This window comes from Lysobacter daejeonensis GH1-9 (assembly GCF_000768355.1).
In the GTDB taxonomy this organism is placed as follows: domain Bacteria; phylum Pseudomonadota; class Gammaproteobacteria; order Xanthomonadales; family Xanthomonadaceae; genus Aerolutibacter; species Aerolutibacter daejeonensis.
The window spans coordinates 1-25,999 of the sequence record NZ_AVPU01000030.1 but is presented as its reverse complement, the minus strand read 5'-3'; the positions used below and the strand labels follow the sequence as shown (position 1 = coordinate 25,999).

The 25,999-nt window shown below is 68.5% G+C and carries 26 protein-coding genes and 1 pseudogene; 18 read left to right on the top strand and 9 right to left on the bottom strand.

The features are described from left to right. Positions 1–1,260, bottom strand: a 1,260-nt coding sequence (locus N800_RS12970) for a sensor histidine kinase (RefSeq protein WP_052108242.1), incomplete at its 3' end; no start/stop codon positions are given. 82 nt (positions 1,261–1,342) lie between these two features. Between N800_RS12970 and N800_RS16140 the strand changes: the two genes are divergently transcribed. Next, positions 1,343–1,546 carry a hypothetical protein gene (locus N800_RS16140; protein ID WP_198032552.1) on the top strand — a complete coding sequence of 68 codons (204 nt, stop codon included), beginning with the start codon at positions 1,343–1,345 and terminating at the stop codon, positions 1,544–1,546. A 7-nt stretch (positions 1,547–1,553) separates the two neighbouring features. Here the strand turns inward: N800_RS16140 and N800_RS15955 are convergent, their stop codons facing one another. From N800_RS15955 to N800_RS12950, 4 genes are all read right to left on the bottom strand, one after another. Next, the gene (locus N800_RS15955) at positions 1,554–1,724 is read right to left on the bottom strand and encodes a hypothetical protein (RefSeq protein WP_156962998.1); all 171 of its coding nucleotides are present in this window, start codon (positions 1,722–1,724) and stop codon (positions 1,554–1,556) included. Positions 1,725–1,750: 26 nt separating this feature from the next. After that, positions 1,751–1,987, bottom strand: a complete 237-nt coding sequence (locus tag N800_RS12960; protein WP_036139407.1) for a hypothetical protein — start codon at positions 1,985–1,987, stop codon at positions 1,751–1,753. Between the two features lie 85 nt (positions 1,988–2,072). Continuing rightward, positions 2,073–2,717 carry a L,D-transpeptidase family protein gene (locus N800_RS12955; RefSeq protein WP_084087648.1) on the bottom strand — a complete coding sequence of 215 codons (645 nt, stop codon included), beginning with the start codon at positions 2,715–2,717 and terminating at the stop codon, positions 2,073–2,075. 218 nt (positions 2,718–2,935) lie between these two features. After that, a complete protein-coding gene (locus tag N800_RS12950) occupies positions 2,936–3,505 on the bottom strand; it encodes a hypothetical protein (RefSeq protein ID WP_036139405.1) in 570 nt (189 codons plus the stop codon). Between the two features lie 416 nt (positions 3,506–3,921). On the opposite strand from N800_RS12950, the gene N800_RS12945 reads away from it, so the two are divergent. From N800_RS12945 to N800_RS12935, 3 genes are all read left to right on the top strand, one after another. Next, complete coding sequence (locus N800_RS12945) at positions 3,922–4,386, top strand: hypothetical protein (protein ID WP_036139403.1); 465 nt, start codon at positions 3,922–3,924, stop codon at positions 4,384–4,386. 124 nt (positions 4,387–4,510) lie between these two features. Beyond that, complete coding sequence (locus N800_RS12940; RefSeq protein WP_036139401.1) at positions 4,511–6,181, top strand: ABC1 kinase family protein; 1,671 nt, start codon at positions 4,511–4,513, stop codon at positions 6,179–6,181. 92 nt (positions 6,182–6,273) lie between these two features. Further along, positions 6,274–7,536: a phospholipase D-like domain-containing protein gene (locus tag N800_RS12935; RefSeq protein ID WP_036139399.1), complete on the top strand. Its 1,263-nt coding sequence runs from the start codon at positions 6,274–6,276 to the stop codon at positions 7,534–7,536. Here N800_RS12935 and N800_RS12930 read toward each other — a convergent pair. After that, positions 7,508–7,909 carry a YciI family protein gene (locus N800_RS12930; RefSeq protein ID WP_036139397.1) on the bottom strand — a complete coding sequence of 134 codons (402 nt, stop codon included), beginning with the start codon at positions 7,907–7,909 and terminating at the stop codon, positions 7,508–7,510. The two genes, N800_RS12935 and N800_RS12930, sit on opposite strands and share 29 nt — an antisense overlap. A 161-nt stretch (positions 7,910–8,070) precedes the next feature. Here N800_RS12930 and N800_RS12925 point away from each other — a divergent pair, with 161 nt between their 5' ends. The 3 genes from N800_RS12925 to N800_RS12915 all read left to right on the top strand — a co-directional run bounded on the left by N800_RS12925 (position 8,071) and on the right by N800_RS12915 (position 10,278). Then, positions 8,071–8,496, top strand: coding sequence for a YciI family protein (locus tag N800_RS12925; RefSeq protein WP_036139395.1), 426 nt, complete (start codon positions 8,071–8,073; stop codon positions 8,494–8,496). 23 nt (positions 8,497–8,519) lie between these two features. Then, positions 8,520–8,930, top strand: a complete 411-nt coding sequence (locus tag N800_RS12920) for a VOC family protein (protein ID WP_036139393.1) — start codon at positions 8,520–8,522, stop codon at positions 8,928–8,930. A gap of 70 nt (positions 8,931–9,000) precedes the next feature. Further along, a complete protein-coding gene (locus tag N800_RS12915; RefSeq protein WP_036139389.1) occupies positions 9,001–10,278 on the top strand; it encodes an RNA polymerase sigma factor in 1,278 nt (425 codons plus the stop codon). 39 nt (positions 10,279–10,317) lie between these two features. Here the strand turns inward: N800_RS12915 and N800_RS12910 are convergent, their stop codons facing one another. Then, positions 10,318–10,563 (bottom strand): DUF3297 family protein, encoded by a 246-nt coding sequence (locus tag N800_RS12910; protein ID WP_036139386.1) that lies wholly within the window; start codon positions 10,561–10,563, stop codon positions 10,318–10,320. Positions 10,564–10,908: 345 nt separating this feature from the next. Between N800_RS12910 and N800_RS12905 the strand changes: the two genes are divergently transcribed. Next, positions 10,909–11,691, top strand: coding sequence for a hypothetical protein (locus tag N800_RS12905; RefSeq protein ID WP_156962997.1), 783 nt, complete (start codon positions 10,909–10,911; stop codon positions 11,689–11,691). Between the two features lie 77 nt (positions 11,692–11,768). Here the strand turns inward: N800_RS12905 and N800_RS15445 are convergent, their stop codons facing one another. Continuing rightward, positions 11,769–12,080, bottom strand: coding sequence for an RcnB family protein (locus N800_RS15445; RefSeq protein ID WP_052108236.1), 312 nt, complete (start codon positions 12,078–12,080; stop codon positions 11,769–11,771). A gap of 288 nt (positions 12,081–12,368) precedes the next feature. On the opposite strand from N800_RS15445, the gene N800_RS12895 reads away from it, so the two are divergent. The 6 genes from N800_RS12895 (at position 12,369) to N800_RS12870 (ending at position 20,506) form a co-directional block, all read left to right on the top strand. Then, positions 12,369–13,529 (top strand): L,D-transpeptidase family protein, encoded by a 1,161-nt coding sequence (locus N800_RS12895; protein ID WP_332257330.1) that lies wholly within the window; start codon positions 12,369–12,371, stop codon positions 13,527–13,529. 59 nt (positions 13,530–13,588) lie between these two features. After that, positions 13,589–14,311, top strand: coding sequence for a M23 family metallopeptidase (locus N800_RS12890; protein WP_425476519.1), 723 nt, complete (start codon positions 13,589–13,591; stop codon positions 14,309–14,311). Positions 14,312–14,380: 69 nt separating this feature from the next. Further along, on the top strand, positions 14,381–16,261 hold the full coding sequence (locus N800_RS12885; RefSeq protein ID WP_052108235.1) for an ABCB family ABC transporter ATP-binding protein/permease: 1,881 nt from the start codon (positions 14,381–14,383) through the stop codon (positions 16,259–16,261). After that, positions 16,258–16,923, top strand: coding sequence for a DsbA family oxidoreductase (locus N800_RS12880; RefSeq protein ID WP_036139380.1), 666 nt, complete (start codon positions 16,258–16,260; stop codon positions 16,921–16,923). The genes N800_RS12885 and N800_RS12880 overlap by 4 nt, the downstream gene beginning before the upstream one ends. A 218-nt stretch (positions 16,924–17,141) precedes the next feature. Next, positions 17,142–20,066 carry a ligand-binding sensor domain-containing diguanylate cyclase gene (locus N800_RS12875; protein ID WP_198032551.1) on the top strand — a complete coding sequence of 975 codons (2,925 nt, stop codon included), beginning with the start codon at positions 17,142–17,144 and terminating at the stop codon, positions 20,064–20,066. Positions 20,067–20,296: 230 nt separating this feature from the next. Next, positions 20,297–20,506: a cold-shock protein gene (locus tag N800_RS12870; protein ID WP_036139375.1), complete on the top strand. Its 210-nt coding sequence runs from the start codon at positions 20,297–20,299 to the stop codon at positions 20,504–20,506. A 100-nt stretch (positions 20,507–20,606) separates the two neighbouring features. Here the strand turns inward: N800_RS12870 and N800_RS12865 are convergent, their stop codons facing one another. After that, positions 20,607–21,359 (bottom strand): GntR family transcriptional regulator, encoded by a 753-nt coding sequence (locus tag N800_RS12865; protein WP_036139373.1) that lies wholly within the window; start codon positions 21,357–21,359, stop codon positions 20,607–20,609. Positions 21,360–21,508: 149 nt separating this feature from the next. On the opposite strand from N800_RS12865, the gene zwf reads away from it, so the two are divergent. From zwf to N800_RS12845, 4 genes and pseudogenes are all read left to right on the top strand, one after another. Continuing rightward, positions 21,509–23,020 carry a glucose-6-phosphate dehydrogenase gene (gene zwf, locus N800_RS12860; RefSeq protein WP_036139370.1) on the top strand — a complete coding sequence of 504 codons (1,512 nt, stop codon included), beginning with the start codon at positions 21,509–21,511 and terminating at the stop codon, positions 23,018–23,020. A gap of 19 nt (positions 23,021–23,039) precedes the next feature. Next, entirely contained in the window at positions 23,040–23,864 is an 825-nt protein-coding gene (gene pgl, locus N800_RS12855; RefSeq protein ID WP_232227653.1) for a 6-phosphogluconolactonase, read from the top strand. Between the two features lie 47 nt (positions 23,865–23,911). Beyond that, a complete protein-coding gene (gene edd / locus N800_RS12850; protein WP_036139368.1) occupies positions 23,912–25,759 on the top strand; it encodes a phosphogluconate dehydratase in 1,848 nt (615 codons plus the stop codon). Further along, a pseudogene (locus N800_RS12845) lies at positions 25,756–25,999 on the top strand (keto-deoxy-phosphogluconate aldolase); the annotation flags it as partial. The gene edd and the pseudogene N800_RS12845, both read left to right, overlap by 4 nt.

Here is a 25,999-nt window from a genome sequence, read left to right as displayed (position 1 = left end):
CGGTGCGCCGTAGCCGGCCTGCGCGCCGCCCGGCGCAGCGGGCACGCTGAGCGTGGCGGCCACGCCGGCCGGGAAGTTGGCGACCACCGCCAGCGACGCATCGCTGCCAAACATCAGGCGCAACCGCTCGCGGACGTTCTTCAAGCCAATGCCGGTGCCGCTGCTGGTGGTGCTGAAGCCGTTGCCGTCGTCGGCCACGGTGATGGCCACGGTGCCGTCGCTGGCGCGCGCGCGGATCCAGACCGTGCCGCCGGCGGTGCGCGGTTCCAGCCCGTGCTTGATGGCGTTCTCCACCAGCGTCTGCAGCATCATCGACGGCAGCGGCGTGGCGCGCAGCGCTTCGGGCACGTCGACCTGCACGTTGAGGCGGTGGCCCATGCGGATCTTGAGGATTTCCAGGTAGGCCAGTGCGCGTTCCAGCTCGTCGCCCAGCGTGGACGGCGTGTCCTGGGTGCGCGGCAGCGAACGGCGCAGGTACTGGATCAGGTGGCCGAGCATCTGTTCGGCGCGCTCCGGGTCGCTGCGGGTCAGCAGTTGCGCATTGGCCAGCGTGTTGTAGAGGAAGTGAGGCTCCACCTGTGCGTGCAGCAGGCTGAGCTTGGCCTGGGTCAGTTCCTTTTCCACCTGCGTCTGCGCGACGGCAGCCTTTTCGCCGCGGCGGTAGTCGGCGACGCGGCGGCTGATGGCGCGGGTGATGGCTTCGGCGTTCTCGTAATTGGTGCCGTCATCGACCAGGAACCAGTCGGTCCATGCCGGCGTTTCCGGCTCGCAGATCAGGGTGACGCTGCCGGTGGCCGGGTTGGGCGTGACCGTGGCGAGGATCTGGTTGCGCGGAATGCCGAACCACAGCAGCGGGTTCCACTTGCCCAACGGGTGGTGGCCGTAGGTCTGCGGACGACCGACCTTGGCGGTGACCTGCAGGCTGTCGCGCGCGCTTTCCACCTGCTCGATGCGCGGCAGCTCGCGGATGGCGGCTTCCAGCAGGTCGAAGGCTTCGCCGGCTTCCAGCGGGATTTCGACCTGGCGGCGCTGGCGGTTGTCGAGCACGCCGTCGTCGATGTGCCCGGCGATCAGCCTGACCCGGCCCAGGTGCGACAGCGCGCCGGCAACCACGAGCGCCATGGTCACGGTGGCGGCGGTACTGATCAGCCAGTCCAGCCCGCCCAGCACGGGCAGTGACTCCCAGATCACCACCGCCAACATGACGGCCACGAACCAGGCGATGGCGATGCGCAGGACGAAGGCGAAGCTCTTGAACACGGGATTGGCTGCCACGTTGGGATTGCCGCGGAGCATAGCCCCGGCGGCGGCCCGTCAGGTGGCGGATGCGACGAAACCGCGCATGCGGCGACGAAAGCCGGCTGGCGGAGTGGTAGTCGGCCGCTGCAACGCGTCAGCGGCGCCGATTGCGATGCCGTCACGCGTGGACTCCGTGCTCACCCTGCAGGCCGGCGACCTGTTCTTCGGCGAGGAAGGCGTGGAGCACAGCGCGCGTCCGCGCGGCGAGGCGCGGGTGTTGGTGATCGAACGCGAAGGCAGCCCCTGAGGGCGACTCAGTCTTCGGGGACCTGACGATCGGGCTCGGGCGCATGACCCGGCAACAGCGGCTCAAGCGCCTCCTGCTCCTTCTCCGGGTCGGGTCCCAGCTTCTGCGTGTCGCGATGCAGCTCCGGGTCGTTCTGGGTGCGACTGCGATGACGGTTCTGTTGGATCTGGCCAGGCATTGGAAACCTCTGGAACGGCAGGTGGCTCAAACGCGATCGTCCAGCCCAGTGACGCCATGCGCCCGGGCGCAATGGGCACAGCAATAGACGGTGCCATCGTGCTCTGCGCCATGGCCGATCACCATGCACTGACAGTGTGCGCAGCGGGGTGCCATCGCATGGACGGCGCACTCGAAGGCATCGAAGGTGCCCGTGCGGCCATCGGCCATGGTCACCTGGAAGGCCTTGTCATAGTCGTTGTGGCACACATCGCAGGTGGGCATGGCTGATCTCCGTTGCGGGGCGACCAGCATGCCGCCGGCCGCGGAAAAACCGGGTGAAACCCTGTGTTCGTCTGTCTGCGCCCGTTCAGTCATGAGCGCCCATGGAGGCGACGCCCGCTTCGTGTGATCGCGGTTCGCGCACCGCCAGCGATTGCCCGGTCCACGCGTCGACCGGCACGTGGTCACCGGGTCGCGTGACGCTGCTGTCGTGGCTTGCATCATCGGCCACCACCACCAGCGTGCTGTCGCGCTCGGTCAGCTCGAACAGCTGCTGGGCGAAGGCTTTCGGAAGGCGGATGCACCCGTGAGAGGCCGGGTAGCCCGGGATGCGGCCAGCGTGCAGCGCCACGCCGTCCCAGGTCAGGCGCTGCATGTAGGGCATCGGGGCATCGTTGTAGAGGTTGGACCGGTGCACGCGCCGCTTCTGCAGGATAGGAAACACGCCGGTTGGGGTTTCCTTCCCCGGCTTGCCACTGCTGACCGTGGACACGCCGACGCGCTTGCCGTTGCGGTACACATGCAGTCGCTGTTCCGGGAGGCTGACGACGATCACGGTGGGGCCGTCGGCGGGAATATCGGCGCGCCATTGGTACTCGCCCGGCTGAAGATCGGCATCGAGCGTCGTGGCGCGGGCGGCGAAGCTGGCAGCCAGGGCCATCGCGAGAAACGCGGTGGCCAACACTTGCTGCAGCGGGGATCGAGCGTTGGGGAGGGCGGAAGAAGTGTCCATGCCGCGACGCTAACGACGCATGCATGATGCACCGTTTGAAGTTTCCAACCGACACCTGAACATTCGCCGGAAAACCTGCGAAAAACAGCCGATCTCGCTCACGTCGCGATGACCTTTCCGTCGCGTCGGTGAATGCGTGGGAATGGCAAAGGCGATGTCTCGTCCAAGCCGAACGCCGGACGGGCACGAGGCTGGAGTGCCAGCCCCACGCCGCTGCGTCATTTCACCGGGATCATGAGGTGCTCGTACGGCGTGTCGGGCCACATCACGTACGGCACGGCGGTATCGGGATCGGCGTCGCGCGGATAGAGCGCGTAGAACGCAGGATCGGCACCTACGATCATGACGTGGGGGCCCGTTTTGACCCAGTGGTTGCCCGGGGTGGGCTTGGTGGCGTAAGGATCGGTGTTGCTCGCGTCGGTGCCGCCCTCAAGCATGTACATGAAGCCAACCTTGCCAGCTGGCGGGGCCGTATGACCGATCCATGCATGCGCCCACGCAAGCGCGTTGGCATCCATGCACATTGAGTCCGGGCCAGGCGTGGCTGGGTTGTCGGGCATGCAGGTGAAGCCGTTGGTGCCGGTGCGCAGCGTGCGCATGCTGCCGTCGGCCTCCATGGCCACGATGGTGGCGCCAGCGGCCACCTTGGCGGGAGCAGCGCGCATGGCGCTCTGCGTCAGTGCGGCATCGTCGGGTTTGGTGTCGGATGCGCCAGCGAGTGCGGGCGGGGCGATCGCCAGCAACAGTGCACTGGTGATGACGGCATCGAGGAATAGCGAGCGGTTCATGGCGTTGTCCTGCGTCAGGCGGGCCCCTGTACCAAGGCCAGCCCGCGTCCGCGGCGATGGGGAGTGCCGACGGGCAGGCGGCCGTGGACATGATGCCCCCGTGGTTTGCCATCGGTGTGCAGGACGTCGGGTTAACCCTGCGGCTGCTGATGAAAGAGCCGCTCGGCTGCAGCTGCTTCAGCCAAAGATCCTGCCATGTAGATGAGGGCGAGTGTCCGGGCGGGGGGTGTGCATGGCCGACCGCAACTACGCCGTCACCGACTCCATTCCGGGTGAAGGAGCCGCTCACCTAGCCTGCGGCTAGTTGAACGATCACGCCGAGATAGCGTTTGTTTCACCGGGCATCGACCGCACTCCGGCCATGGTGGGTTCACGGCCACCGCGCCGTATTCCCCACATCCCACGGAGCAAACGACATGTCTGACATCAAGAAGGATCACAGCATCGGTGAAGGTACCGGCGCAGGCGCAGGCGCCATTGCGGGTGCCGTTGCGGGCACGGCCATCGGCGGCCCGGTGGGCACGGCGGTTGGCGCCGTGGTCGGCGCGATTGCCGGCGCGAAGACCGGCGGTGCGATTGCCGAGGCGGTGAACCCGACCGAATATCGCGACCACTTCCAGAACACCTACACCACGGCGTCCTACTACAACGCCGACCGTAACTGGAACGACTACGAGCCGGCCTACCAGTACGGCTACCAGAACTACGACAAGTATCGCGGCCAGCGCTTCGAGGACGTCGAGGCGAAGCTTGCGACCGATTGGGATGCGTCCCGCGCCGAATCGCGTCTGGCCTGGAACGAAGCCAAGGGTGCCGTGCGTGACGGCTGGCACTACATCGAGCGCGCCCTGCCGGGCGACGCCGACCGCGACGGCCGCTAAGCCATCGCTGGCGGGGCAGGACGCCCCTTGCTGCAAGTGACGCTGGCCCCTGCGAGGGCCAGCGTTGTTTCTGCCGCCCGGACCGTTCGGCCCTCCTGAAACCCCAAAACCCCGAGGATCCACCATGGACTCGCAGCCCGAGGGCTTGGCCCGCACCGCGCAGATCGTCAGTTTCCTGTTCAAGTACCGCGCCGCGGGCGTGTTCAGCGGCCTTGACCTTCCTTCGGAAACGGCGGTCACCGACGCCATCGACACCGGGCCCGAAGCCTTCGTCGCGGACCTGGAGGCGCTTGGTCCCACCTTCATCAAGATCGGCCAAGCGCTCTCCACGCGCCCCGACATGGTGCCGGCCGACTACCTGCTTGCCCTCCAACGCATCCAGGACAACGTGCAGCCGTTGCCGTTCGGGGTGGTGCGCGACACGGTGGAGTCCGCGCTGGGCTCGCGCCTGGGCAAGATCTTCACGGCGTTCGATGAAGTGCCGCTGGGCGCGGCGTCGATCGGACAGGTGCATGCGGCCACCCTGCGCGACGGGCGCCGCGTTGCGGTCAAGGTGCAGCGTCCAGACATCAGCGCCGGCATCCATGCCGACCTGCAGGCGTTGGCCGGACTGGCGGACAAGGCCGACCGTTTCACTGACCTCGGCCGGCGCGTGCGCTTTGCCGACTGGGTCTCCGAGTTCGGCAAGACCCTGCTGCGCGAGCTGGACTACCGCACCGAGGCGGAGAACCTGCAGCGATTCCACGAACACCTGGAGTCCTACCCGACACTGTTCGTGCCTCGCCCGTTGTGGGACCTCACCCGCAGCGAAGTGCTGACCATGGAACTTGTTGACGGGATCAAGGTCACCGACGTCAGCGGCTTGCGGCGCACCGAGGAGCCACTGGGCGAACTGGCCGGTACGCTGATGCGCGGTTACCTGGACCAGATGTTCATCCACGGCGAGATCCATGCCGACCCGCACCCGGGCAACCTGCTGCTGACCACTGACGGACGGCTGGCGCTGCTGGACCTGGGCATGGTGGCGCATGTGCCACCGCGGCGGCGCGACCAGCTGCTCAAGCTCCTGTTCGCCGCCGTCGACGGCCGTGGCGAGGACGTGGCGCAGGAAGTGGTGGCCATGGGCACACGCCTGGAGGATTTCGACGAGGACCGCTTCATCCGCGAAGTGGGCCAGCGCGTCGCCCGCTACGCCGCCGCCAGCGGGCGCAGTAGCCAGTCCGAAGGGCGGCTGGTGCTGGACGTCACCGTGTTGGCCACCGCCAGCGGCCTGCGTGTGCCGCCGGAGCTGAGTCTGTTGGGCAAGACCCTGCTGAACCTGGAGTCGGTCAGCCAGGCGCTGGATCCGCACTTGGACGTCAAGCGCGTGGTTGAGGAACACCTGGACCACGTCATGCGCGAGCGTATGCGCAAGTCATTGTCCTTGGCCCACCTGGCCTCGGAGGCGATGGACCTGCAATCGCTGGTACGCGGCGCGCCGCGCAAGGTCTCCAACATCCTGGGCTTGCTCGCCGAGAACCGCTTGCAGGTACACGTCACCGGACTGGAGGAATCGCGCTTGATGGAGAACCTGCAGAAGATCGCCAACCGCATCAGTGCCGGCATCATCACCGCGGCGCTGATCCTGGGTAGCGTGATGTTGATGCGGGTGGAAACCGAAAGCCGCTTGTTCGGCTACCCGGCGTTGGCGCTGGTGATGTTCCTGCTCGCCGCGGCGCTGGGCGTGGGCATCGTCGGCAGCGCCCTGCTCCGCGACCGCCGTGCGACACCGCGCGAGGAGCGGGGCGTGCGTTGAGGATCCGTGAAGGGTCGGGGCGAGTGTCCCCGTTAAGCTCCGGGCCTCCACCCTCACAACCCACCGCCATGCCCCGCTGGAGTCGACGCCGCATGTGGACGATCCTCATCACCGTGGCGGTCACCGTGCTCGCCGTCGTGCTGGCAATGAACTTCGCCACGCCGGAAAAGAAGCTCGAACGCCGCATCCTGCACCGCTACAACGTCGCCGATCCGCAGTTCCGACGCGAGATGTCGGTGTTGCTGGGGCCGTCGATACTGCCGGGCAACCAGATCGTCGACCTGGAGAACGGCGAGCAGATCTTCCCCGCCATGCTGGACGCGATCCGGTCGGCGCGGCGCACGATCACCTTCGAGACGTACATCTACTGGTCGGGTGATATCGGCCAGCAATTTGCCGACGCGCTGTCCGAGCGTGCCCGTGCCGGGGTGAAAGTGCATGTGGTGGTGGACTGGGTGGGCAGCATCAAGATGGAGGGCGACCTGCTCACGCAGATGGAGCGTGCCGGCGTGGAGGTCAAGCACTACCGTCCGCTCAAGTGGTACAACCTTGGCAGGCTCAACAATCGCACCCACCGCAAGCTGCTGGTGGTGGACGGCAAGGTCGGTTTTACCGGCGGCGTCGGCATCGCCGACCAGTGGAGCGGGCACGCACAGGATCCGGACCACTGGCGCGACATGCACTTCCGCTTGGAAGGCCCCGCCGTGGCGCAGTTCCAGGCCGCATTCAACGACAACTGGATCAAGACGACCGGCGATGTGCTCAATGGCGACGGCTATTTCCCCCCGCTAGGGCAGGCCGGCGGGATGGACGCGCACCTGTTCATCGCCTCGCCGGCGGGCGGCAGCGAGAGCATGCACCTGATGTACCTGATGGCGATTGCCGCCGCCGAGCGCAGCATCGACCTGCAGGCCGCCTACTTCGTGCCCGACGAACTGATCATGAAGGCGCTGATCGCCGCGCGGCATCGTGGCGTGCGCATCCGCGTGCTGCTGCCGGGCAAGCACATCGACTCGGAAACCGTGCGCCTGGCATCGAAGGCGCATTGGGGCGAGCTGCTGCTGGCCGATGTGGAGATCTACGAATACCAGCCGACGATGATGCACAACAAGCTGCTGATCGTGGACGGGTTGATGGTGTCGGTGGGCTCGACCAACTTCGACGTGCGCTCGTTCCGGCTGAACGACGAGGCCAGCCTCAACGTCTATGACGCCACTTTCGCCACGCGCATGACCGAGGTGTTCGAGCAGGATCTCAAGCCGTCGGTGCGCTACACCTACGAGCGCTGGCAGCAGCGTCCGTTCAAGGAGAAGTTTGCCGAACGCTTCATCCTGCCGCTGAAGTCGCAGCTGTAGACGCACCCACGCGTACCCGCACGGCCTGCGCGTCGCGCACCGGGCGCACTTCGATGCAGCCGGTCTGCGCCCACGGGATGTGCGAGGCGATCTCCACCGCCTGCGCCAGGCTGTCGGCCTCGATGAGGTTGAAGCCGGCCAGGATTTCCTTGGTCTCGGCGAACGGGCCATCCAGCACCTGGGTGCGGCCGCCACGGATCCGCACCGCGCGCGCCGTGGCCGGCGGCTCCAGTTGGCGGTAGTCGAGCAGGGTGCCGTCGGCGCACAGCGCGTCGGCGTGGTCGAAGCAATCGCGCATGCGCCGGTCGTACTCCTCGGCCGGCAGCGCGTCCATCAGGGCGGGGTCGGTGTAGACCAGCAGCAGGTATTGCATGGGCATGTCCTTGGCCGGGCCGTTGCGTGGCCTGCGAAGGGGCAGGGTAGCAGCCCTCCGGCCGCGAAAAAATCTTCCAGGTCGATGTCGATTCCGCCCGCGCCCGTCCGTCGTACTCCTGAAAACCCCGGACACGCCGGGGATTGAACAGGAGACCGAAGATGCGCGTGATGGTGATCGTGAAGGCCAGCCCCGAGTCCGAAGCCGGCCAGATGCCCAGTGAACAGTTGCTGGCCGACATGGGCCGTTACAACGAGGAACTGGTCAAGGCCGGGGTGATGCTGGCCGGCGAGGGCCTGCACCCCTCGTCCAAGGGCGTGCGCGTCCAGTTCAGCGGCGAGCGCCGCACCGTGGTCGACGGCCCGTTCAGCGAAACCAAGGAGCTGATCGCCGGGTTCTGGCTATGGCAGGTGCGCTCGATGGAGGAGGCCATCGAATGGGTGCGGCGCTGCCCCAACCCTCAGCTCAGCGACAGCGAGATCGAAATCCGTCCCGTGTTTGAAGCCGACGATTTCGGTGCCGAATTCACCCCCGAATTGCGTGAACAGGAAGAGCGGCTGCGCATGCAGATCGCCCAGTCCAACTGATCCATCCACCAGGAACCACGACCATGCAGATCAATCCCTACATGATGTTCACCGGCCAGTGCCGCGAGGCCTTCGACTTCTACGCCAAGGCGCTGGGCGTGCCGGTGGCCTTCGCCATGACCTACGGCGAGTCGCCGATGGCCGAGCAGTGCGAGGCCGGGCAGAAGGACTGGATCATGCACACCCAGATCGAAGGCGGCGGCGTGGTGCTGATGGGCGCCGACGGCCCGCAGATCGACGTGCCGGCCGGCGGCGGCACGGTCATCAACATCGCGGTCGACACCCCCGAGGAGGCCGAGCGCGTGTTCGCCGCGCTGCTGGAAGGCGGCAGCGCCACCATGCCGATCCAGGAAACGTTCTGGGCGCACCGCTGGGGCATGCTGGTCGACCGCTTTGGCAAGCCGTGGATGGTCAACTGCATGAAGCCGATGTAAACGGCGGGAAGCCGGTGGCGTGATCGGCATCGCTTGCGACGCAACGCGCCCAATGGTGTGATCGCAGGCAATGGACACCCACCCTGCCGATCCGGTGCGTCGCACCGTCGAAGCCGTGTGGCGCATGGAGGCGCCGCGCATCGTTGCCACGCTTGCGCGGATGCTGCGGGACGTCGGCCTGGCCGAGGAGCTTGCGCAGGATGCGCTGGTGGCGGCACTGGAGCGCTGGCCGCGCGATGGCGTGCCCGACAACCCCGGTGCGTGGCTGACCACCACCGCCCGCAACCGCGCCATCGACCGCCTGCGCCACCTGCGCCTGCAACAGGACAAGCACGTCGATATCGCCTACGAACTGGAGGGCACTGACATGCCCGGGCCGGATGACAGCGAGCGCCTGCAGGACGACATCGGCGACGACCTGTTGCGGCTGGTGTTCACCGCCTGCCATCCGGTGCTGTCGCGAGAGGCGCGCGTCGCGCTGACGCTGCGGCTGCTGGGCGGCCTGACCACCGAAGAAATCGCGCGGGCGTTCCTGGTGCCCGAGCCCACCGTCGCGCAACGCATCGTGCGCGCCAAGCGCACGCTGGCCGAGCGGCAGGTGCCGTTCGAAGTGCCGCGCCGGGCCGACCTGCCCGAGCGGCTGTCGTCGGTGCTGGAGGTGGTCTACCTGGTCTTCAACGAAGGCTACGCGGCCACCGCCGGCGACGACTGGATGCGGCCCGCGCTATGTGAGGAGGCACTGCGCCTGGGGCGCGTGCTGGTGGGCCTGGCACCCGCCGAGCCGGAGGCCCACGGTCTGCTGGCCCTCATGGAACTGCAGGCCTCCCGCATGCGCGCCCGTACCCGTGCCGACGGTACCCCCGTGCTGTTGCTGGAACAGGATCGGGCGCGCTGGGATCGCTGGCTGATCCAGCGCGGCCTGCGCGCACTGGCGCGGGCGGAAGGACTGGGCGGCGGCGACGGACCCTATGCCCTGCAGGCTGCGATTGCGGCATGCCACGCGCGTGCGCTGCACGCCGACGCCACCGATTGGCCGCGCATTGCCGGCCTCTATGCGCGCCTGCTGGTGGTGATGCCCTCGCCGGTCGTGGCGCTCAACCAAGCGGTGGCGGTGGGCATGGCCGCCGGGCCTGCCGCGGGGTTGGCACTGGCCGATGCATTGCGCGACGAGCCGGTGTTGGCGCAATACGCGGCGTTGCCAGCGGTACGCGGCGATCTGCTGTCAAAGCTCGGTCGCCTGGATGAGGCGCGTGCGCAGTTCGAACGTGCTGCCGCCCTGACCCGCAACGACCGCGAACGCGACATCATGCGCGCCCGCGCCGCGGACTGCGCCGCGCCTTCGCACTGAGCCGCGGGCGAAGGCCGCGGCCCGTGGCGGGTGCCGGTATCAGCCGGCGGTATCGCGGAAGTACGGCTCGACCTTGCCCTTGACCTTGATCGTCATCGGCTGGCCACGGCGGTCCAGCGCGCGGCCCACCGCGCTGCGGATCCAACCCTCGCTGACGCAGTACTCCTCGACGTTGGTGCGCTCCTCGCCGTTGAAGCGGATGCCGATGCCGCGCTCCAGGGTGGTGGCGTCATAGAACTTGCTGCGCGGGTCGTTGGACAGGCGGTCGGGAGGGGTGTCGCTCATCGGGGGCTCCGTGGGGCTTCGCGGGCCGCAGCCCGGGGGCGCACAGGATACCCGCTCCACGCGACGAGTCCGACTGGGCGACCGGCCGCCCGCGCAAGGGATTGGGCCGCGAAAATCCGGGGCGACGCGACGGGCCCAATCCGCGCGCCGCCCCGGGGCCTCCCTGACGAGGAGGCGACCAGTGTCACGTCAGGCCGTCTCATTACCCGAGACCGGGGGACGCTAGACTCCTTCCGCTGCACAAGCCGTGCAGTAGAAATGGACCTCTGAACCAAGGAGATGCACATGCGGAAGGTGATGTTGGCGGTAGCCGTGACTGTCGCGATGGGAGCGGGTGCCTGGGCGATGGCGCAGAAGAATGCAGGTCTGGAAGGGCAGGTGCCGGTGGCCGAGCGCTTTGGCGAGCTGATGGACAGCGGCCATGCCGAGGCGACGCTTGAGGCCAAGGTTGCTGCCCAGTCGCGCCGTGAGAGCAGCGCGCTCGAGGTGGGGGACGTGGATTCGTTTGGACGCAATCTGCGTTGGCTGGGCCTGGTGTCGTCGACCCCGCTGGTGTTGCGCACCTCGTGCGACCCGTTGCCCGGTGAGCCAGCTGAGCTGCGCTGCGCGGAGGTCAATCCGGCGGAATTCGGCTCGCGTCTGGCCCAGTTTGACAATGTGGCAACGATGACGCTGCCGGGCCGCAGCATGAACAGCCTGTTGTGCCACTGGTTGACCCCAACGGCGAACGTCAGTTTTGCCAACTACAGCGGCTTGGACAACCGTACCGGTCGCATGACGCTCTACCCCCGGCTGACGTTGGTGAATGACGTCTTCAACGACCCGGGCCTGGTGGACCCGGTCAGCGGGGAGCCCATCGCCGGGAAAATTGAAGTTGCCATGTCCAGCATATGGACCAGTGCCCTGCTGGATAGCGGCGAAACGCTGCTGCAGCGAAACACCAGCACGCGCACCTGCATCGGGGGCTTCGTCACCAGGCGGGTGCTGATCGAGGGCTATGGCCTGAGCGAACGGCAGGCCGACCGGTTCTTCGCGAACCCGACCACCCTGCAATTGGGTGTGGATGTGGTGAGCCAGCACGTCGCCAACGCCAGCGTTTCGCTGTCGGTGCGTTGGGTGGGCGACTGATCGCTCACTGAGTGGTGAAAAACGAGAAGGGCGGCCCCAGGGCCGCCCTTCCGCATTTTCCACGCGCCACGCCGCACTCAGTGGTGCAGCAGGATGTCCGCGATGATGCCGGTGGCAACGGCCACCAGGATGTAGCGGCCGTCCGGATGGCGCACCCAACGGTGGCCGCGCGGCGGCGGGGCGAGATGGTGCTCGTGGTAATCCACGTAGTAGCGGCTGTCGAGGTAATCACGCTCGATGTGTTCGCCACGGCGGTATTCCTTGTGCCAACCCTTGTGCTTGCCCGGCGGGTGGCCGTCATGGCCATGGCCCTTGGGGCCACCGGCGAAGGCCGCGGTCGAGGCCGCGGTCAGGAAGGCGATCGATGCTGCGAGCAACAGGCGTTTCATGGTTCCCCCTTGGGTGCGGTCGTCCGTTCGAGCCGATGGTACGGGGTCCGTGCGTCCGCACCAGTGCCCGGCCGTCGCCGAATCGGCATTTGTTGACGGTGGTCGCCCTTCGTTGTCGAGAACTTCAGCCGGCGTTGGGGAAGGCGATGGCGAATGTGACCGCAGTCGTCTTGCTGGACTCGAACGGGGCTTTCCCAACCAAGTATGAATGCGTGACGCGCCCATCCCGGACTTTCACGTGCTGGCCGCGCCGCTCTCGGCAGCATCCAAGCCACGATGGCAATGGACATGAAGCACATGCGTGGATCGGGCAAGGTGTTGGGTCGAGTGGTGGCAACGGCGCTGGGCGTTGGCCTGCTGCCGGTTGCGGTGTACGTGGCCGCGCAATCCGATCCCACGGCACGCTCCGAGGATGCACCCCCGCCGCCACGGACCGCAGCACCCTCGGCGTCCACATTCGCGGGCGGTAAGCAGGACGACGCCAATGCGCAGAGCCCGCCTTCCACGACGACCGGCGCGCTGCCGGCATCGACCACCACGGCCGACACTCTGCCTGCGCCGCCCACTCCCAGCCCGACGCGCGAATCCGCAGATGCCAGAGCGGGCGTCGCCGCCGACAGCCTGTTGCGGGCACAGGTGTTGCTGGAGCGCGCGCATTTTTCCACCGGCGAGATCGACGGCGTCAGTGGCCCCAACACGCGTCGCGCGGTCGCGGCGTTCCAGCGGGCGCGCGGACTTCCCGACGATGGCGTGCTGAATGCCGCGACGTGGGCCGCGCTCGAAGCCGACGCCGCGCCGGCCACCGTGATGTACGCGCTTTCGGCGGACGACGTGGCCGGCCCGTTCGCACCTGTGCCTTCGGACATGATGGAGAAGGCCAAGCTGCAGAGCCTCGGCTATGTCAGCGTCACCGAGGCGTTGGCCGAGCGCTTCCGCGTGGCACCCGCGTTGCTGCGACGCTTGAATCCGGCCGCTGACTTCGCGGCGGGGCAGGCGATCGTGGTGCCCAACGTGCTGGACCTGGGACCACTGCCCAAGGCCGCGTCGGTGGTCGTGGACCGTTCCGAGTCCACCGTTGCACTGGTCGACGCTGCCGGCAAGGTCTATGCCCAGTTTCCTGCTTCCACCGGCAGCGATCACGACCCGTTGCCCGTGGGCGAATGGAAGATCAACGGGGTCGCGCATGAGCCGACTTTCCACTACAACCCCGAGCTCTTCTGGGACGCGGACCCGGGGCATGCAAAGGCGAAGATTCCGGCCGGCCCCAACAACCCGGTGGGTGTGGTCTGGATCGACCTGTCGAAGGAGCATTACGGCATCCATGGCACGCCGGAGCCGTCTCGCATCGGCAAGACCCAATCGCATGGCTGCATCCGCCTGACCAACTGGAGCGCGCGCGAGGTGGCCACCGCCGTGGCCGCGGGCACACCGGCGAGGTTGCAGGAATGACCGGCGAGCGACGTGCGGGGCTGTCGACGCCGATCGGGTACAGGCTCCAGTCTGGGCTGATCAAGGGCGCGCTTTTGTTCCTGGCGGGCCTGTTCGCCGGGGCGAACCTGCTGTACTTCACACTGTCGTACCTCCCGGCCGATCCTGCGGCGCCGGGACCGACGTCCGTTCCGGCCGCGGCCGAAGCGCCGGCCACGGGGTCGCCAGAGCAGCGGGTCGCGCGCGCCTCGACACCGGGCCCCGTGACACCGCCCCCAACTGGTAGCGCCGGCAATCGTGCCGCGACCGCCGTGGCCCGGATCGCGGCCGCGGTGCCCCCTGCGTCGCCCAGCGTGGCGCCGAGCCCGCCGCTGCAACCGCTGCTCATCCCCGTGCAGGGCGTGGTGGCCAGCCAGTTGCAGGACACCTACAACGATGCGCGCTCGCAGGGTCGCAGCCACGAGGCCATCGACATCATGGCTCCGGCCGGCACTCCGGTGCTGGCGGTGGCCGACGGTACGGTCGAGAAACTGTTCACCAGCGACGCCGGCGGCCTGACCGTGTACCAGTTCGAGCCCTCCGGCCGCTATGCCTACTACTACGCGCACCTGCAGGGATACGCGCCAGGACTGGCCGAGAAGCAGGCGCTGCGCAGTGGTGACGTGATCGGTTATGTCGGCAGCACTGGCAATGCCAGCCCGGAGGCGCCGCACCTGCACTTCGCGGTGTTCGTGTTGGGCCCCGAGAGGCGTTGGTGGCAGGGCACTGCGATCAACCCGTATCCGCTGTTGCACCGGCCGTAGGCCCGTCTCCGGCCTGCTCCTTGGCAGCCGGCCCTTGGAAATGGCGCCAAAGGGCGCAACATCGTGCGCATGACCACCCCGTCCACCCCCCCTGCCGCCGACGAGACCTCGCCGGCAGCAGCCGATGTCGTCCCCGTCGCCAAGGCGGCCAGCGCCCGCAGTGAATGGCAGGTACTGCGCGCATTGCTGCCGTTCCTGAAACCGTTCACCGGACGCATCGCGCTGGCGCTGGCGCTGGTGGTGGTGGCCAAGCTATCCAACCTGGCCGTGCCGCTGGTGCTCAAGCAACTGGTGGACCGCCTGGGGGTGGAGCCATCGCTGCTGGTGCTGCCCGTGGCACTGCTGGTGGCCTACGGCGCCTCGCGCGTGTCGGTCACCCTGTTCACCGAGTTGCGCCAGGTCGTGTTCGCACGGGTGATGGCCCGAGTGTCACGCCGGGTCACCCTGCAGGTGTTCCGCCACCTGCACGCGCTGTCGCTGCGCTTCCACCTGTCGCGCCGCACCGGCGGCGTGGCTCGCGACGTGGAGCGCGGTGGAACCGGTATCACCGACCTGCTCGACTGGACCGTCTACACCATCCTGCCCACGCTGCTGGAGGTCGTGCTGGTCACCACCCTGCTGACCGTGGCCTACGACGCCGGCTTCGCGGTGATCGTGCTGTTGACGCTGGCGGCGTATGCGACCTTCACCTTTGCCGTCACCGACTGGCGCACGCGCTACTACCGGGCTTCGGTGGAGGCCGACACCCGCGCCAATGAGCGCGCGGTGGATTCGTTGCTCAATTACGAGACGGTCAAGTACTTCGGCAACGAAGAGCACGAGGCCCGCCGCTACGACGCCAACCTGGTGCACCTGGAAGAGGCGCAGGTGATGGCACGCAAGACGCTGGCCGTGCTCAACCTCGGCCAGACCGCCATCGTCGCCGTGGGCGTGACCGCGATGATGTGGCGGGCGGCGGCCGGCGTGGTGGCCGGCACCATGACCGTGGGCGACTTGGTCGCGGTCAATGCCTTCCTGCTGCAGTTGTCGGCGCCGCTGAACCTGCTGGGCATGATGTACCGCGAGATCAAGCAGGCCTTCACCAATCTGGAGCGCCTGTTCGGCCTGCTGGACGAACGACAGGACGTACAGGACCGCGACGGCGCGCTGCCGTTGCACACCCGCCGCCCGCGTGTCGCCTTCGAACATGTTGGTTTTGGCTACGATCCGCGCCGGCAGATCCTGCGCGATGTCAGCTTCCAGATCCCGCCTGGCGGTACGGTGGCGGTGGTCGGCCACTCCGGGTCCGGCAAATCGACGCTGGCGCGGCTGCTGTATCGCTTCTACGACGTGGACAGTGGCGGCATCACCATCACCGATGATGCGGGTACCGCGCGCGACATCCGCGACTACACGCAAGGCAGCGTGCGCGGCGCGATCGCCATCGTTCCGCAGGACACGGTGCTGTTCAACGACACCATCTACTACAACATCCTGTACGGCCGCCCGGACGCGACCCGCGAGGACGTCGAGCAGGTGGCGCGCGCCGCGCACATCCACGACCTGATCGTGTCGCTGCCCGATGGCTACGACACCGAGGTCGGCGAGCGCGGCCTCAAACTGTCCGGTGGCGAGAAGCAACGCGTGGCCATCGCGCGCGCGCTGCTGAAGAACCCCGCGGTGCTGATCTTCGACGAGGCGACGTCCGCGCTGGACTCGAAGTCGGAGAAGGCGATCCAGGCCGAGTTGGACCGGATCGCGCTGGGCCGTACCACGCTGGTGATCGCGCACCGCCTGTCGACGGTGATGGACGCGGACGAAATCCTGGTGATGGATGCCGGCCGCATCATCGAACGCGGCACCCACGCGCAACTGCTGGCGCGCGGCGCCCATTACGCCCAGATGTGGCGGCTGCAGCAGGAGCAGGCCGCCGAAACCCCCTCCGAGCCGCAACCCGAGACCACGCCATGACCGTTACCCCGATCGACCCCCCGAGCGTCCGCATCGACTTTGTCTCCGACGTGGCCTGTCCGTGGTGCGCGGTGGGGCTCAACGCCCTGGAACAGGCCATCGCGGACCTCAGCGGCGCGGTGCAGGTGGACCTGCATTTCCAGCCCTTCGAGTTGAACCCGCAGATGGCGGCCGAAGGCGAGGATGCGGACGAGCACCTGGCGCGCAAGTACGGCCTGGATGCGGCGCAGTTGGCGCAGAACCGCGAAGTGCTGCGCCAGCGCGGTGCCGACGTGGGCTTCACCTTTGGTCGACGCGGGAGGGTGGTCAACACGTTCGACGCGCACCGGTTGCTGCACTGGGCGGGCGAGCAGTCGCCCGCGCTGCAGCGAGCCCTCAAGCATGCGCTGTTGCGTGCGTACTTCACCGACGGCCGCGATGTGTCCGACAGCGCGGTGCTGGTCGACGTGGCGACCTCGGTGGGACTGGATGCGGCAGGGGCCGCGGCCATCCTCGCCTCGGACGCCTTCGTGGCGCAGGTGCGCGAGCAGGAACAGGTGTACCAGGCGCGCGGCATCCGCGCGGTGCCCTCGGTGATCCTCAATGACCGCCACCTGATCCAGGGCGGGCAGCCGCCCGAGTTGTTCGCGCGCGCGTTGCGCCAAGTGGCCGGCGTCGCCTGACCGCGCTGGCCCGGCGCCAAGCGTGATGCCTGTCACCTTATGGGCGTCTGCCCACGGCTACTGGTGCAGCCAGTAGTTGCACGAAACCGGCGTTTTGGTCAGGGTGGGCTTTCCCGTTGGGGGCGGGTATGGGGACATGGAGGCCTCCCCCTGTTCGTTGGTCTGGCCCGGCCCATGGTGCCCGGGGTGATAGGGGGCATCCGTTGTCGACTCGGTTGGTGCACACGCTGCTGTGCCTGTTGATCTGGCTGGGCTGGTTCGGCGGCGCCTGCGCGTCGCCGGCTGCGCCGCTGGTGTCCGGCCTGCCGGGCGGTCTGGCGGGCGTGCCCATGACCCGGCAGTTCTCCGCCGAGGATTTCGGCGCATCGCCACAACACCTGGCACTTTCCACCGATGCGGATGGCCGTCTGCTGGTCGGCAACGTCGATGGCCTGCTGCGCTTTGACGGTGAGACGTGGCGCCTGTTCGAACTGCCCACCCGCTCGGCGGTCCGCTCCATTGCGGTCGGCGCCGATCGCCGTCTCTACATCGGCAGCTACGACACCTTCGGCTGGATGGAGCCCGACGGTGACGGCGGCCTGGTATACCGGGACCTGCTGGATGCCGCAGGGCTGCGGGGCGAGGCGCGCCGGGTGGGCGTGGTGTGGGACGTGCTGCCTGCGCCTTCTGGCGTGTACTTCCGCAGCGACCACGCGCTGCATTTCCTGCCCTACCGCGGCGAACGTGCACGCACCTGGCCGCTGCCGGCCGAGGTGCGCGGCTTCTTCGTCGATGGCGACGTGCTCTTCGCCCGGGTCGAAGGGCAGGGCTTCTCGCGGTTTGTCGAGGGTCGCTTCGTGCCCGAGCCCGGCGCGGACGTATTCGCGCACCGCGGGCTGCCTGAGGTGTTTCCGCGCCGCGACTGGCGCCTGCTGCTGGGCGTGGATGGCTTTTATCGCGCCGATCGCAACGGCATCACCCTGATCATGGGCGACGGTGGAGCGGCGTTTGCCGGTACCGGCGCTTACACCGCCGTGGAGCTCGACGACGGCAGCCTGGTGGTCGGCACCCACAGCGGCGAGCTGTTCCGCTACGACAGCGACCTGAAGCTGCGCCTGCGCATGCGTCTGGGCAGCTATGGCGTGCAGGCCCTGGGCACGGATGGCGAAGACGGGCTCTGGGTCGCCACCGAGGTGGGGCTGCATCGGCTGTCCGTGCCATCGCCCTGGTCGGTGATCGGCAGTGCCCAGGGCGTGAAGGGGCGCATCTTCGATTTCGAATGGTTTGACGGTGCATTGTGGCTGGCCACCTCGCGCGGCGTCGCGCGACTGCAGCACGATGCGGCCGGCAATGATCGCTACGAAGCCAAGGACTGGGTGACCTACGAGGCCAACAGCCTGGTAGCCACCACGCGCGACCTGCTGGTCGGCCATCGCGATGGGCTGCTGGTGTATCGGCGTGGAGCCGCGCGGCCCATCCCGCTGCTGACGATCGACGGCGGCGTGTATGCGCTGCTGCAATCGCAGCACGATCCGGGGCTGGTGTTCGCATTCTCGGAGCCCGCCTTGTACCTGCTGCGCGAGATCGACGGTCACTGGGTGGTGTGGCGGCAGTTCCCCACTGACGGCATCAGCACCTGGGGCGTGGAGGAATCTGCCCGTGGCGAACTGTGGTTCGGCGACACCCGCGGCTACCCACAGCGCTGGCGTCTGGACCTGGACGCCGGCACCCTGCTGGACAAGGCGGTGTTCGGGCGCGCGGAAGGCCTGGCGGCCGACGTTGCGGAAGGCAGCAACATCTACCTGCTTGATGGCCGTGTTCACACGGTGGTGGGCGGGCAGGGCTACCGTTTCGACGGCCGTCGCTTCGTGCCCGACGCCGGGGCGCCGTTCTCGCTGGTCGATCGCCCCAAGGAGCTGACCGTGCGCGAGACGCCGATGGGCGCCTACGCCTACACCGCGCGCCAGCTCTGGCACCGCGCTCGCCGCAACGGGCCGTGGACCCAGATCCACCTCAGCCCGGACACCGCCGGCGGCTACGGCATGCTGCGCGTCAACGCCGACGGCGCACTGCGCATCTCCACGTGGAAGGGGCTGGTGCAGTACGACCCCACCGAGCACACCTCGGTGCGGCAGCCGCTGCGCGTGGGCATCGAGAGCATCAGCGCCCGGCGGGCGCGCACCGCGCCGGCATCGGGCGTGGCAGTCGCCGCCGAGCCGCTGCCCAGTGCCTCGTTGCCGGTGCCCAGGTCCGGCCAGGTGCTCGACGTGGCCGCGGGTAACAGCCTCAACCTGCGCTTCTCAATGGTCAGCATGGAGTCGGGCGCGCAATTCCGCTACCGCGTGCACGGCGTTTCGTCCGACTGGAGCAGCTGGAACAACGCGGTGCTGGTGGTGCGGCCGTTGCCCGCCGGGCTGTACCGGGTGGAAGTGGAGGGCCGCACCCGCGCCGGTCGCGAAGCGGAACCGCTGACCCTTGCCTTCCGCGTGCTGCCGTTCTGGTACGAGACCTGGTGGGCCCGCCTGCTGGGGCTGCTCGCGGTGGCGCTGGCCGGCACCGCCCTGGTGTTCGCGCTGATCCGCCTGCGCACCCGGCAATACCTGGCCACCAACCGCGAGTTGGAGCAGCGCATCGCCGAGCGCACTTTTGCGCTGGAAGACGCCAACCGCCAGCTGACCGAACTGGCCACCGAGGACCCGTTGACCGGCATCGCCAACCGCCGCGTGCTGGAAACCGGCCTGCGCCGCGAGTGGAACCGCTGCGTGGCCAACGGCCAGCCGCTGTCGGCGCTGATGATCGACGTGGACCATTTCAAGAAGTTCAACGACGACCACGGCCACCTCGAGGGGGACCACACCCTGCGCCAGGTGGCCGAGTTGCTCCACGCTCACCACGACGAGGAGCGGGAACTGCTGGCCCGCTACGGCGGCGAGGAGTTCTCCCTGCTGCTGCCGGGCGTCGACGTCGAACAGGCCCGCCAGCGTGCCGAGGCCCTGCGCGCCACGGTGGCCGCCTCGCCGCTGGGAGTGACCGTCAGCGTGGGCGTGGCGGGGTTCGTTCCCACCCGGAATGCCGAGCGGGATGGCCTGTTGCGCCGCGCGGACGGCGCGCTGTACCGGGCCAAACGCGGCGGCCGCAATCGGGTGGAGGTGGATGGCGACTGAGCCCGGCGAGGGGCAGTTGGCTGAATGGGGAGTGCCACTTCTCGGCCGGAACGTTGCATTTCCGGCGCGGCCGCCCTACTGTGCGCTTGCTGTGTTCGCCAAGGGTCACCCGAAACGTGGCCCGATGCGGTTGATCCACCGATCCGCTACATCGTTGCACTCGCTTCTCCTTGCAACCAGCTCCAACACCGCGCAAGCGGCTTTCAACTACGTTCCAAGGAAAAGTAAAGATGTCCAACCGTGAAACCGGCACCGTCAAGTGGTTCAACGACGCCAAGGGCTTCGGCTTCATCAGCCGCGAGAATGGCGAAGACGTGTTCGTGCACTTCCGCGCCATCCAGACCCAGGGCTTCAAGAGCCTGCAGGAAGGCCAGAAGGTGACCTTCGTCGTGACCCAGGGCCAGAAGGGCCTGCAGGCCGACCAGGTGCAGCCGGCTTAATTGCCGCGCACCGGACCGCCGCAAGGCGGTCCACGCCTCAAGGAAACCCCGCTTCGGCGGGGTTTTCTTTTTTGCACGCAACGTTCGGGAGTCCGTCTCCCTAGGTGCCCGGCTCGCTGTGCAGTTCGGCGACGAAGTCGTAAGCATCACCGCGATAGAACGAGCGGGTGAACTCCACCACGCGCCCATCCTCCAGGAACGTGCGGCGCTCGATGAACAAGCCCGGGCTGCCCTCCGGCAACTGCAGCAGTCGCGCCTGTTCGGCATCGAAGGCGATCGCGCGCAGGCGCTGCAGCGCCCGCGCCGGCCGGATGCCCTGCGCGGCGAAGGCCTCGTAGAGCGAATTCTCGATCAGCGCGGGATCGGCCAGCACCGCCTGCGGCACCACGGTGCGCTCCAGCGCCAAGGCCTGGTCGCCGGCGGTGCGCACCCGGTAGTAGCGCAGCACTTGTGCCCCGGGTGACAGGTTGAGCGCCATGGCCTCTTCAGGCGTGACCTCGCCCACGCCGCGCTCCAGGAAGCGCGAGCGCGGGTCCAGCCCACGCGCGCGCAGATCGTCGGTGAAGCTGGTCAGCTTGGAGAACGACTTGACGATGCGCTCGGCGACGAAATTGCCGGCGCCTTGGCGCTGCACCACCAACCCGTCGGCCACCAGTCCGGCGATGGCCTTGCGCACCGTCACCCGCGACAGGCCCAGCTGCTTGCCCAGGTCGCGCTCGCCCGGCAGGGCCTGGCCGGCGGGCAGTTCGCCATTCTCGATGGCGTGTCGCAGCGACCGTCGCAGGTGCTGGTAGGCCGGCGCCCGGCGGGCGGCCTGTTGGCGGTGGAACTCGCTGGCGAGGTAGTGCTCCATGCCAAGACCATACCAGTGGCTTACCAGTAGCGGCAAGCCACAGAGCGACAAGTCATTGATCATCCGTGGTTTCGTCATGCGGCTTTCGGAGTGGTATCTAACTGGTATCCGATCTGGTATGGTCGGTCCATGCCCGTCCGAGTCCGTCCATGAGCGCCTCCTCCCCGGTATCGCGTCCGACCCCTGCCGGCCACGTCGCCCCCCTCCCGCCGTTCGACCTGGTGATCTTCGGCGGCACTGGCGACCTGGCCCTGCGCAAGCTGCTGCCGGCGCTGTTCCACCGTTACCTCGACGGCCAGATCGTCGACGGCAGCCGCATCGTCGCGATCGCCCGCGATGCGCGCACCGACGACGAGTACCGCACCCGCGTGCGTGAAGCGCTGGCCAAGGCGGCGGCCGAAGACCCGCGTGGCACCGACGTGCTGGACCGCTTCCTCGCCCTGCTCAGCTACCGCCGCCTCGACCTGGGCGACGACGCCGGCTGGCCGGCGTTCGCCGAGGAGCTGGCTGGCGCGGAGCGCGTGCGCGTGTTCTACCTCGCGGTGGGCCCGGACCTGTTCGCGGTGGTGGCTGACCGGCTGCATGTGCACGGCCTGATCGACCCGCGCACCCGCGTGGTGGTGGAGAAGCCGCTGGGCCACGACGGACAGAGCGCCAACGCCATCAATGACGCACTGGGCCGCGTGTTCGACGAGACCCAGATCTACCGCATCGACCACTACCTCGGTAAGGAAACGGTGCAGAACCTGACCGCGCTGCGCTTCGGCAACGCGCTGTTCGAGCCGCTGTGGAAGGCCGAGCACATCGACCACGTGCAGATCAGCGCCGCCGAGACGGTGGGCGTGGAGGGGCGCGCGGCGTACTACGACCGCTCCGGCGCACTGCGCGACATGGTGCAGAACCACCTGCTGCAGCTGCTGTGCCTGGTGGCGATGGAGCCGCCGGCGTCGCTGTCGGCCGACGACATCCGCGACGCCAAGCTCAAGGTGCTGCGTGCGCTGCGACCGATCACCGCCGACAACGCCGCGCAGCTGACCGTGCGTGGCCAGTACCGCGCCGGCGCCGCCGAGGGCCGCGCGGTGCCGGGGTACGCCGAGGAGCTGGGCGCCGCGTCGGACACCGAGACCTTCGTCGCGCTCAAGGCGGAGGTTCGCAACTGGCGCTGGGCCGGCGTGCCGTTCTACTTGCGCACCGGCAAGCGCCTGCCCGAGCGCTCGTCGGAGATCGTGGTGACCTTCCGCAAGGTGCCGCATTCGATCTTCGACGAAGGCGAGGGTGGTTCGCGCCTGGCGCCGAACAAACTGGTCCTGCGCCTGCAACCCGACGAAGGCGTGACCCTGTGGCTGATGAACAAGGTGCCCGGCCCGGGCGGGTTGCGCCTGCGCCACGTGCCGATGGACCTCAGCTTCGCCGAGGCCTTCGGCGGGCGCCAGGCCGATGCCTACGAGCGCCTGCTGGGCGACGTGGTGCGCGGCAACCAGATGCTGTTCATGCGCCGCGACGAGGTCGAGGCGGCGTGGCAGTGGATCGACCCGATCCGCGCCGCGTGGCAGGCCGCGCACGAAGCACCCAAGCCGTACACCGCTGGCACCTGGGGCCCGAGCGCCGCCGTCGCGCTGATCGAGCGCGATGGACGCACGTGGCACGAGGATGCCGGTTGAGTACGGACGAGATTCCTGCATGAACGTCGCCATCGCTACTGCATGCAGCGCCACCACCACGGGGACTGCTGCGAACGTCACCCACATCCGAACCCGCATGCCCCTGTCGAAAGCCACCGCCATGCCCGTCATCGACATCCCCCACGTGCGCGCACGTGACTTCGCCGACGCCGTGGGCCTGGCCGACGGCCTCGCCACCACCGTCGCAACCGACCTGCGCCGGGCGATTGCCGAGCGCGGCGTCGCCACCCTCGCGCTGGCCGGCGGCAACACCCCGCGCCGCTTCCTGCAGGCGCTGTCGCGGCAACCGCTGGACTGGGCGAAAGTGCGCGTGCTGCCGGTGGACGAGCGCTGGGTGCCCAACACCGACCCGCGTTCCAACGAGCGCCTGCTGCGCGAGCACCTGCTGCAGGGCGTGGCCGCGGCCGCGCAGCTGGTGCCGCTGTACCGCCCGGTGGAGACGCCGGAAGCGGCGCTGCAGTCGGTGATGGTCGACGTCGCCCACCGCGCACTGCCGCTCGACGTGGCGGTGCTGGGCATGGGCGAAGACGGCCACATCGCGTCGCTGTTCCCCGACCTGGTGCGCCGCGACGTCGGACTGTCGCCCGCGGGCCGCGCGCCGGTGCTGGCGATCCGCACCGCGGCCGCGCCGGAACCGCGCATCACCTTGACGCTCAGCGCGATCTTCACCGCGCCTGCGCTGTACCTGCACATCGAAGGCGCCGCCAAGCGCCGCGTGCTGGCCGACGCGTTGGCCGACGGCGTGAATCCCGGCACCGCGCTGCCGGTGCATGCTTTCGTCACCGGCGCGCCGACGGCGCCTGCGCTGTACTGGTGCCCTTGAGCCGGCCTGGCCGTGCCATGGCGATGAGCCTTCTGGAGTAAACCCGCATGTCCGTCCCGCTGAACCCTGTCATCGCCGAGGTCACGCGTCGCATCGTCGAGCGCAGCCGCGACCGCCGCGCCGCGTACCTTGAGCGCATCGATGCCGCCTCTGGCCCGCGTACGCACCGCGCGCAGTTGTCGTGCGGCAACCTGGCACACGGCTTCGCCGCCTGCAGCCCGAGTGACAAGGCGCTGCTGCGTGGTGGCGTGGCGCCCAACCTCGGCATCGTCACCGCGTACAACGACATGCTCTCGGCGCACCAGCCGTTCGAGCAGTTTCCGTTCCTGATCCGCAACGCCGCGCGCGAGGCGGGCGCCACCGCGCAGGTGGCCGGTGGCGTGCCGGCGATGTGCGACGGCGTGACCCAGGGGCAGGCGGGCATGGAGCTGTCGCTGTTCTCGCGCGACGTGATCGCCATGTCCACCGCGGTGGCGCTGTCGCACGACATGTTCGATGCCGCGCTGTACCTGGGCGTGTGCGACAAGATCGTGCCGGGGCTGTTGATCGGCGCGTTGAGCTTTGGCCACCTGCCCGCGGTGTTCGTTCCGGCCGGGCCGATGACCTCGGGTTTGCCCAACGACGAGAAGTCGCGCGTACGCCAGCGCTACGCCGAGGGCAAGGCCACGCGCGAGGAACTATTGGAGGCCGAGGCGCAGAGCTATCACGCGCCGGGCACCTGCACGTTCTACGGCACCGCCAACTCCAACCAGATGCTGATGGAACTGATGGGCCTGCACCTGCCGGGCGCCAGCTTCGTCAATCCCAACACGTCGCTGCGCAATGCCTTGACCACGGCGGCGACCAAGCGCGCGGCACAGATCACCGCGCTGGGCGAGGACTTCCGGCCCATCGGCCGCATCGTCGACGAGCGTTCCATCGTGAACGGTGTGATCGGCCTGCACGCCACGGGAGGTTCGACCAACCACCTGCTGCACCTGATCGCGATCGCGGCGGCGGCGGGCATTGACCTGCGCCTGGAAGACTTCGACGACCTGTCGGCGGTGGTGCCACTGCTGGCGCGCGTGTACCCCAATGGCTCGGCGGACGTGAACCACTTCCACGCGGCCGGCGGCCTCGCGTTCCTGATCGGCGAACTGCTCGACCACGGCCTGTTGCACGGCGACGTGGAAACCGTGGCAGGCCCCGGCTTGGCCCGCTACCGGGTGGAGGCGCGTCTCGACGAGGAGCGCCAGTTGACCTATGCGCCGTCCACCGCGCACAGCGGCGACACCGAGGTGCTGCGTCCGGCCGATGCGCCGTTCCGCGCCGACGGCGGCCTGCGCGTGCTGCGCGGTCCGCTCGGCATCGCGGCGATCAAGGTATCGGCGGTGCCGGAAGACCGCTGGGTGATCGAGGCACCGTGCCGCGTGTTCACCGAACAACGTGAGGTGCGCGAGGCCTTCGAGCGCGGCGACCTGGACCGTGACGTGGTGGTGGTGGTGCGTTTCCAGGGCCCGCAGGCCAACGGCATGCCCGAACTGCACCAGCTGACACCAGCGTTGAGCGTGCTTCAGAAGCGCGGCCACCGAGTGGCATTGGTCACCGACGGCCGCATGTCCGGTGCGTCGGGGCAGGTGCCCGCGGCGATCCACCTCACGCCCGAGGCGGCGTGTGGCGGGCCGATTGCGCGCCTGCGCGACGGCGACGTGGTGCGGGTGGATGCGCGCGACGGCACGTTGTCCGTGCAGGTGCCCGAGGCCGAATGGGCCGCACGCGCACCCGAAACGCTGGACCGCAGCGCCAGCCACGTCGGCCTGGGGCGCGAACTGTTCGAGGTGTTCCGTCGCGCCGTGGGCCCGGCCGATGCGGGTGCCAGCGTGTTTGCCCATGGCCCCAGCGGAGAGAAGGCGTGATTTCACTCGAACACGTGTTGCAACTTGCGCCGGTGATGCCGGTGGTGGTCGTCGACGACGTGCGCCACGCGGTGCCATTGGCGCGCGCGCTGGTTGCCGGCGGCATCCCCGCGATCGAAGTCACCCTGCGCACCGACGCGGCGCTGGAGGCGGTGCGCGCCATCGCCGCCGAGGTGCCGGATGCGGTGGTCGGCGTGGGCACGGTGCGGCGTCCGGCGGACTTTGCTGCGGCGTTGGCCG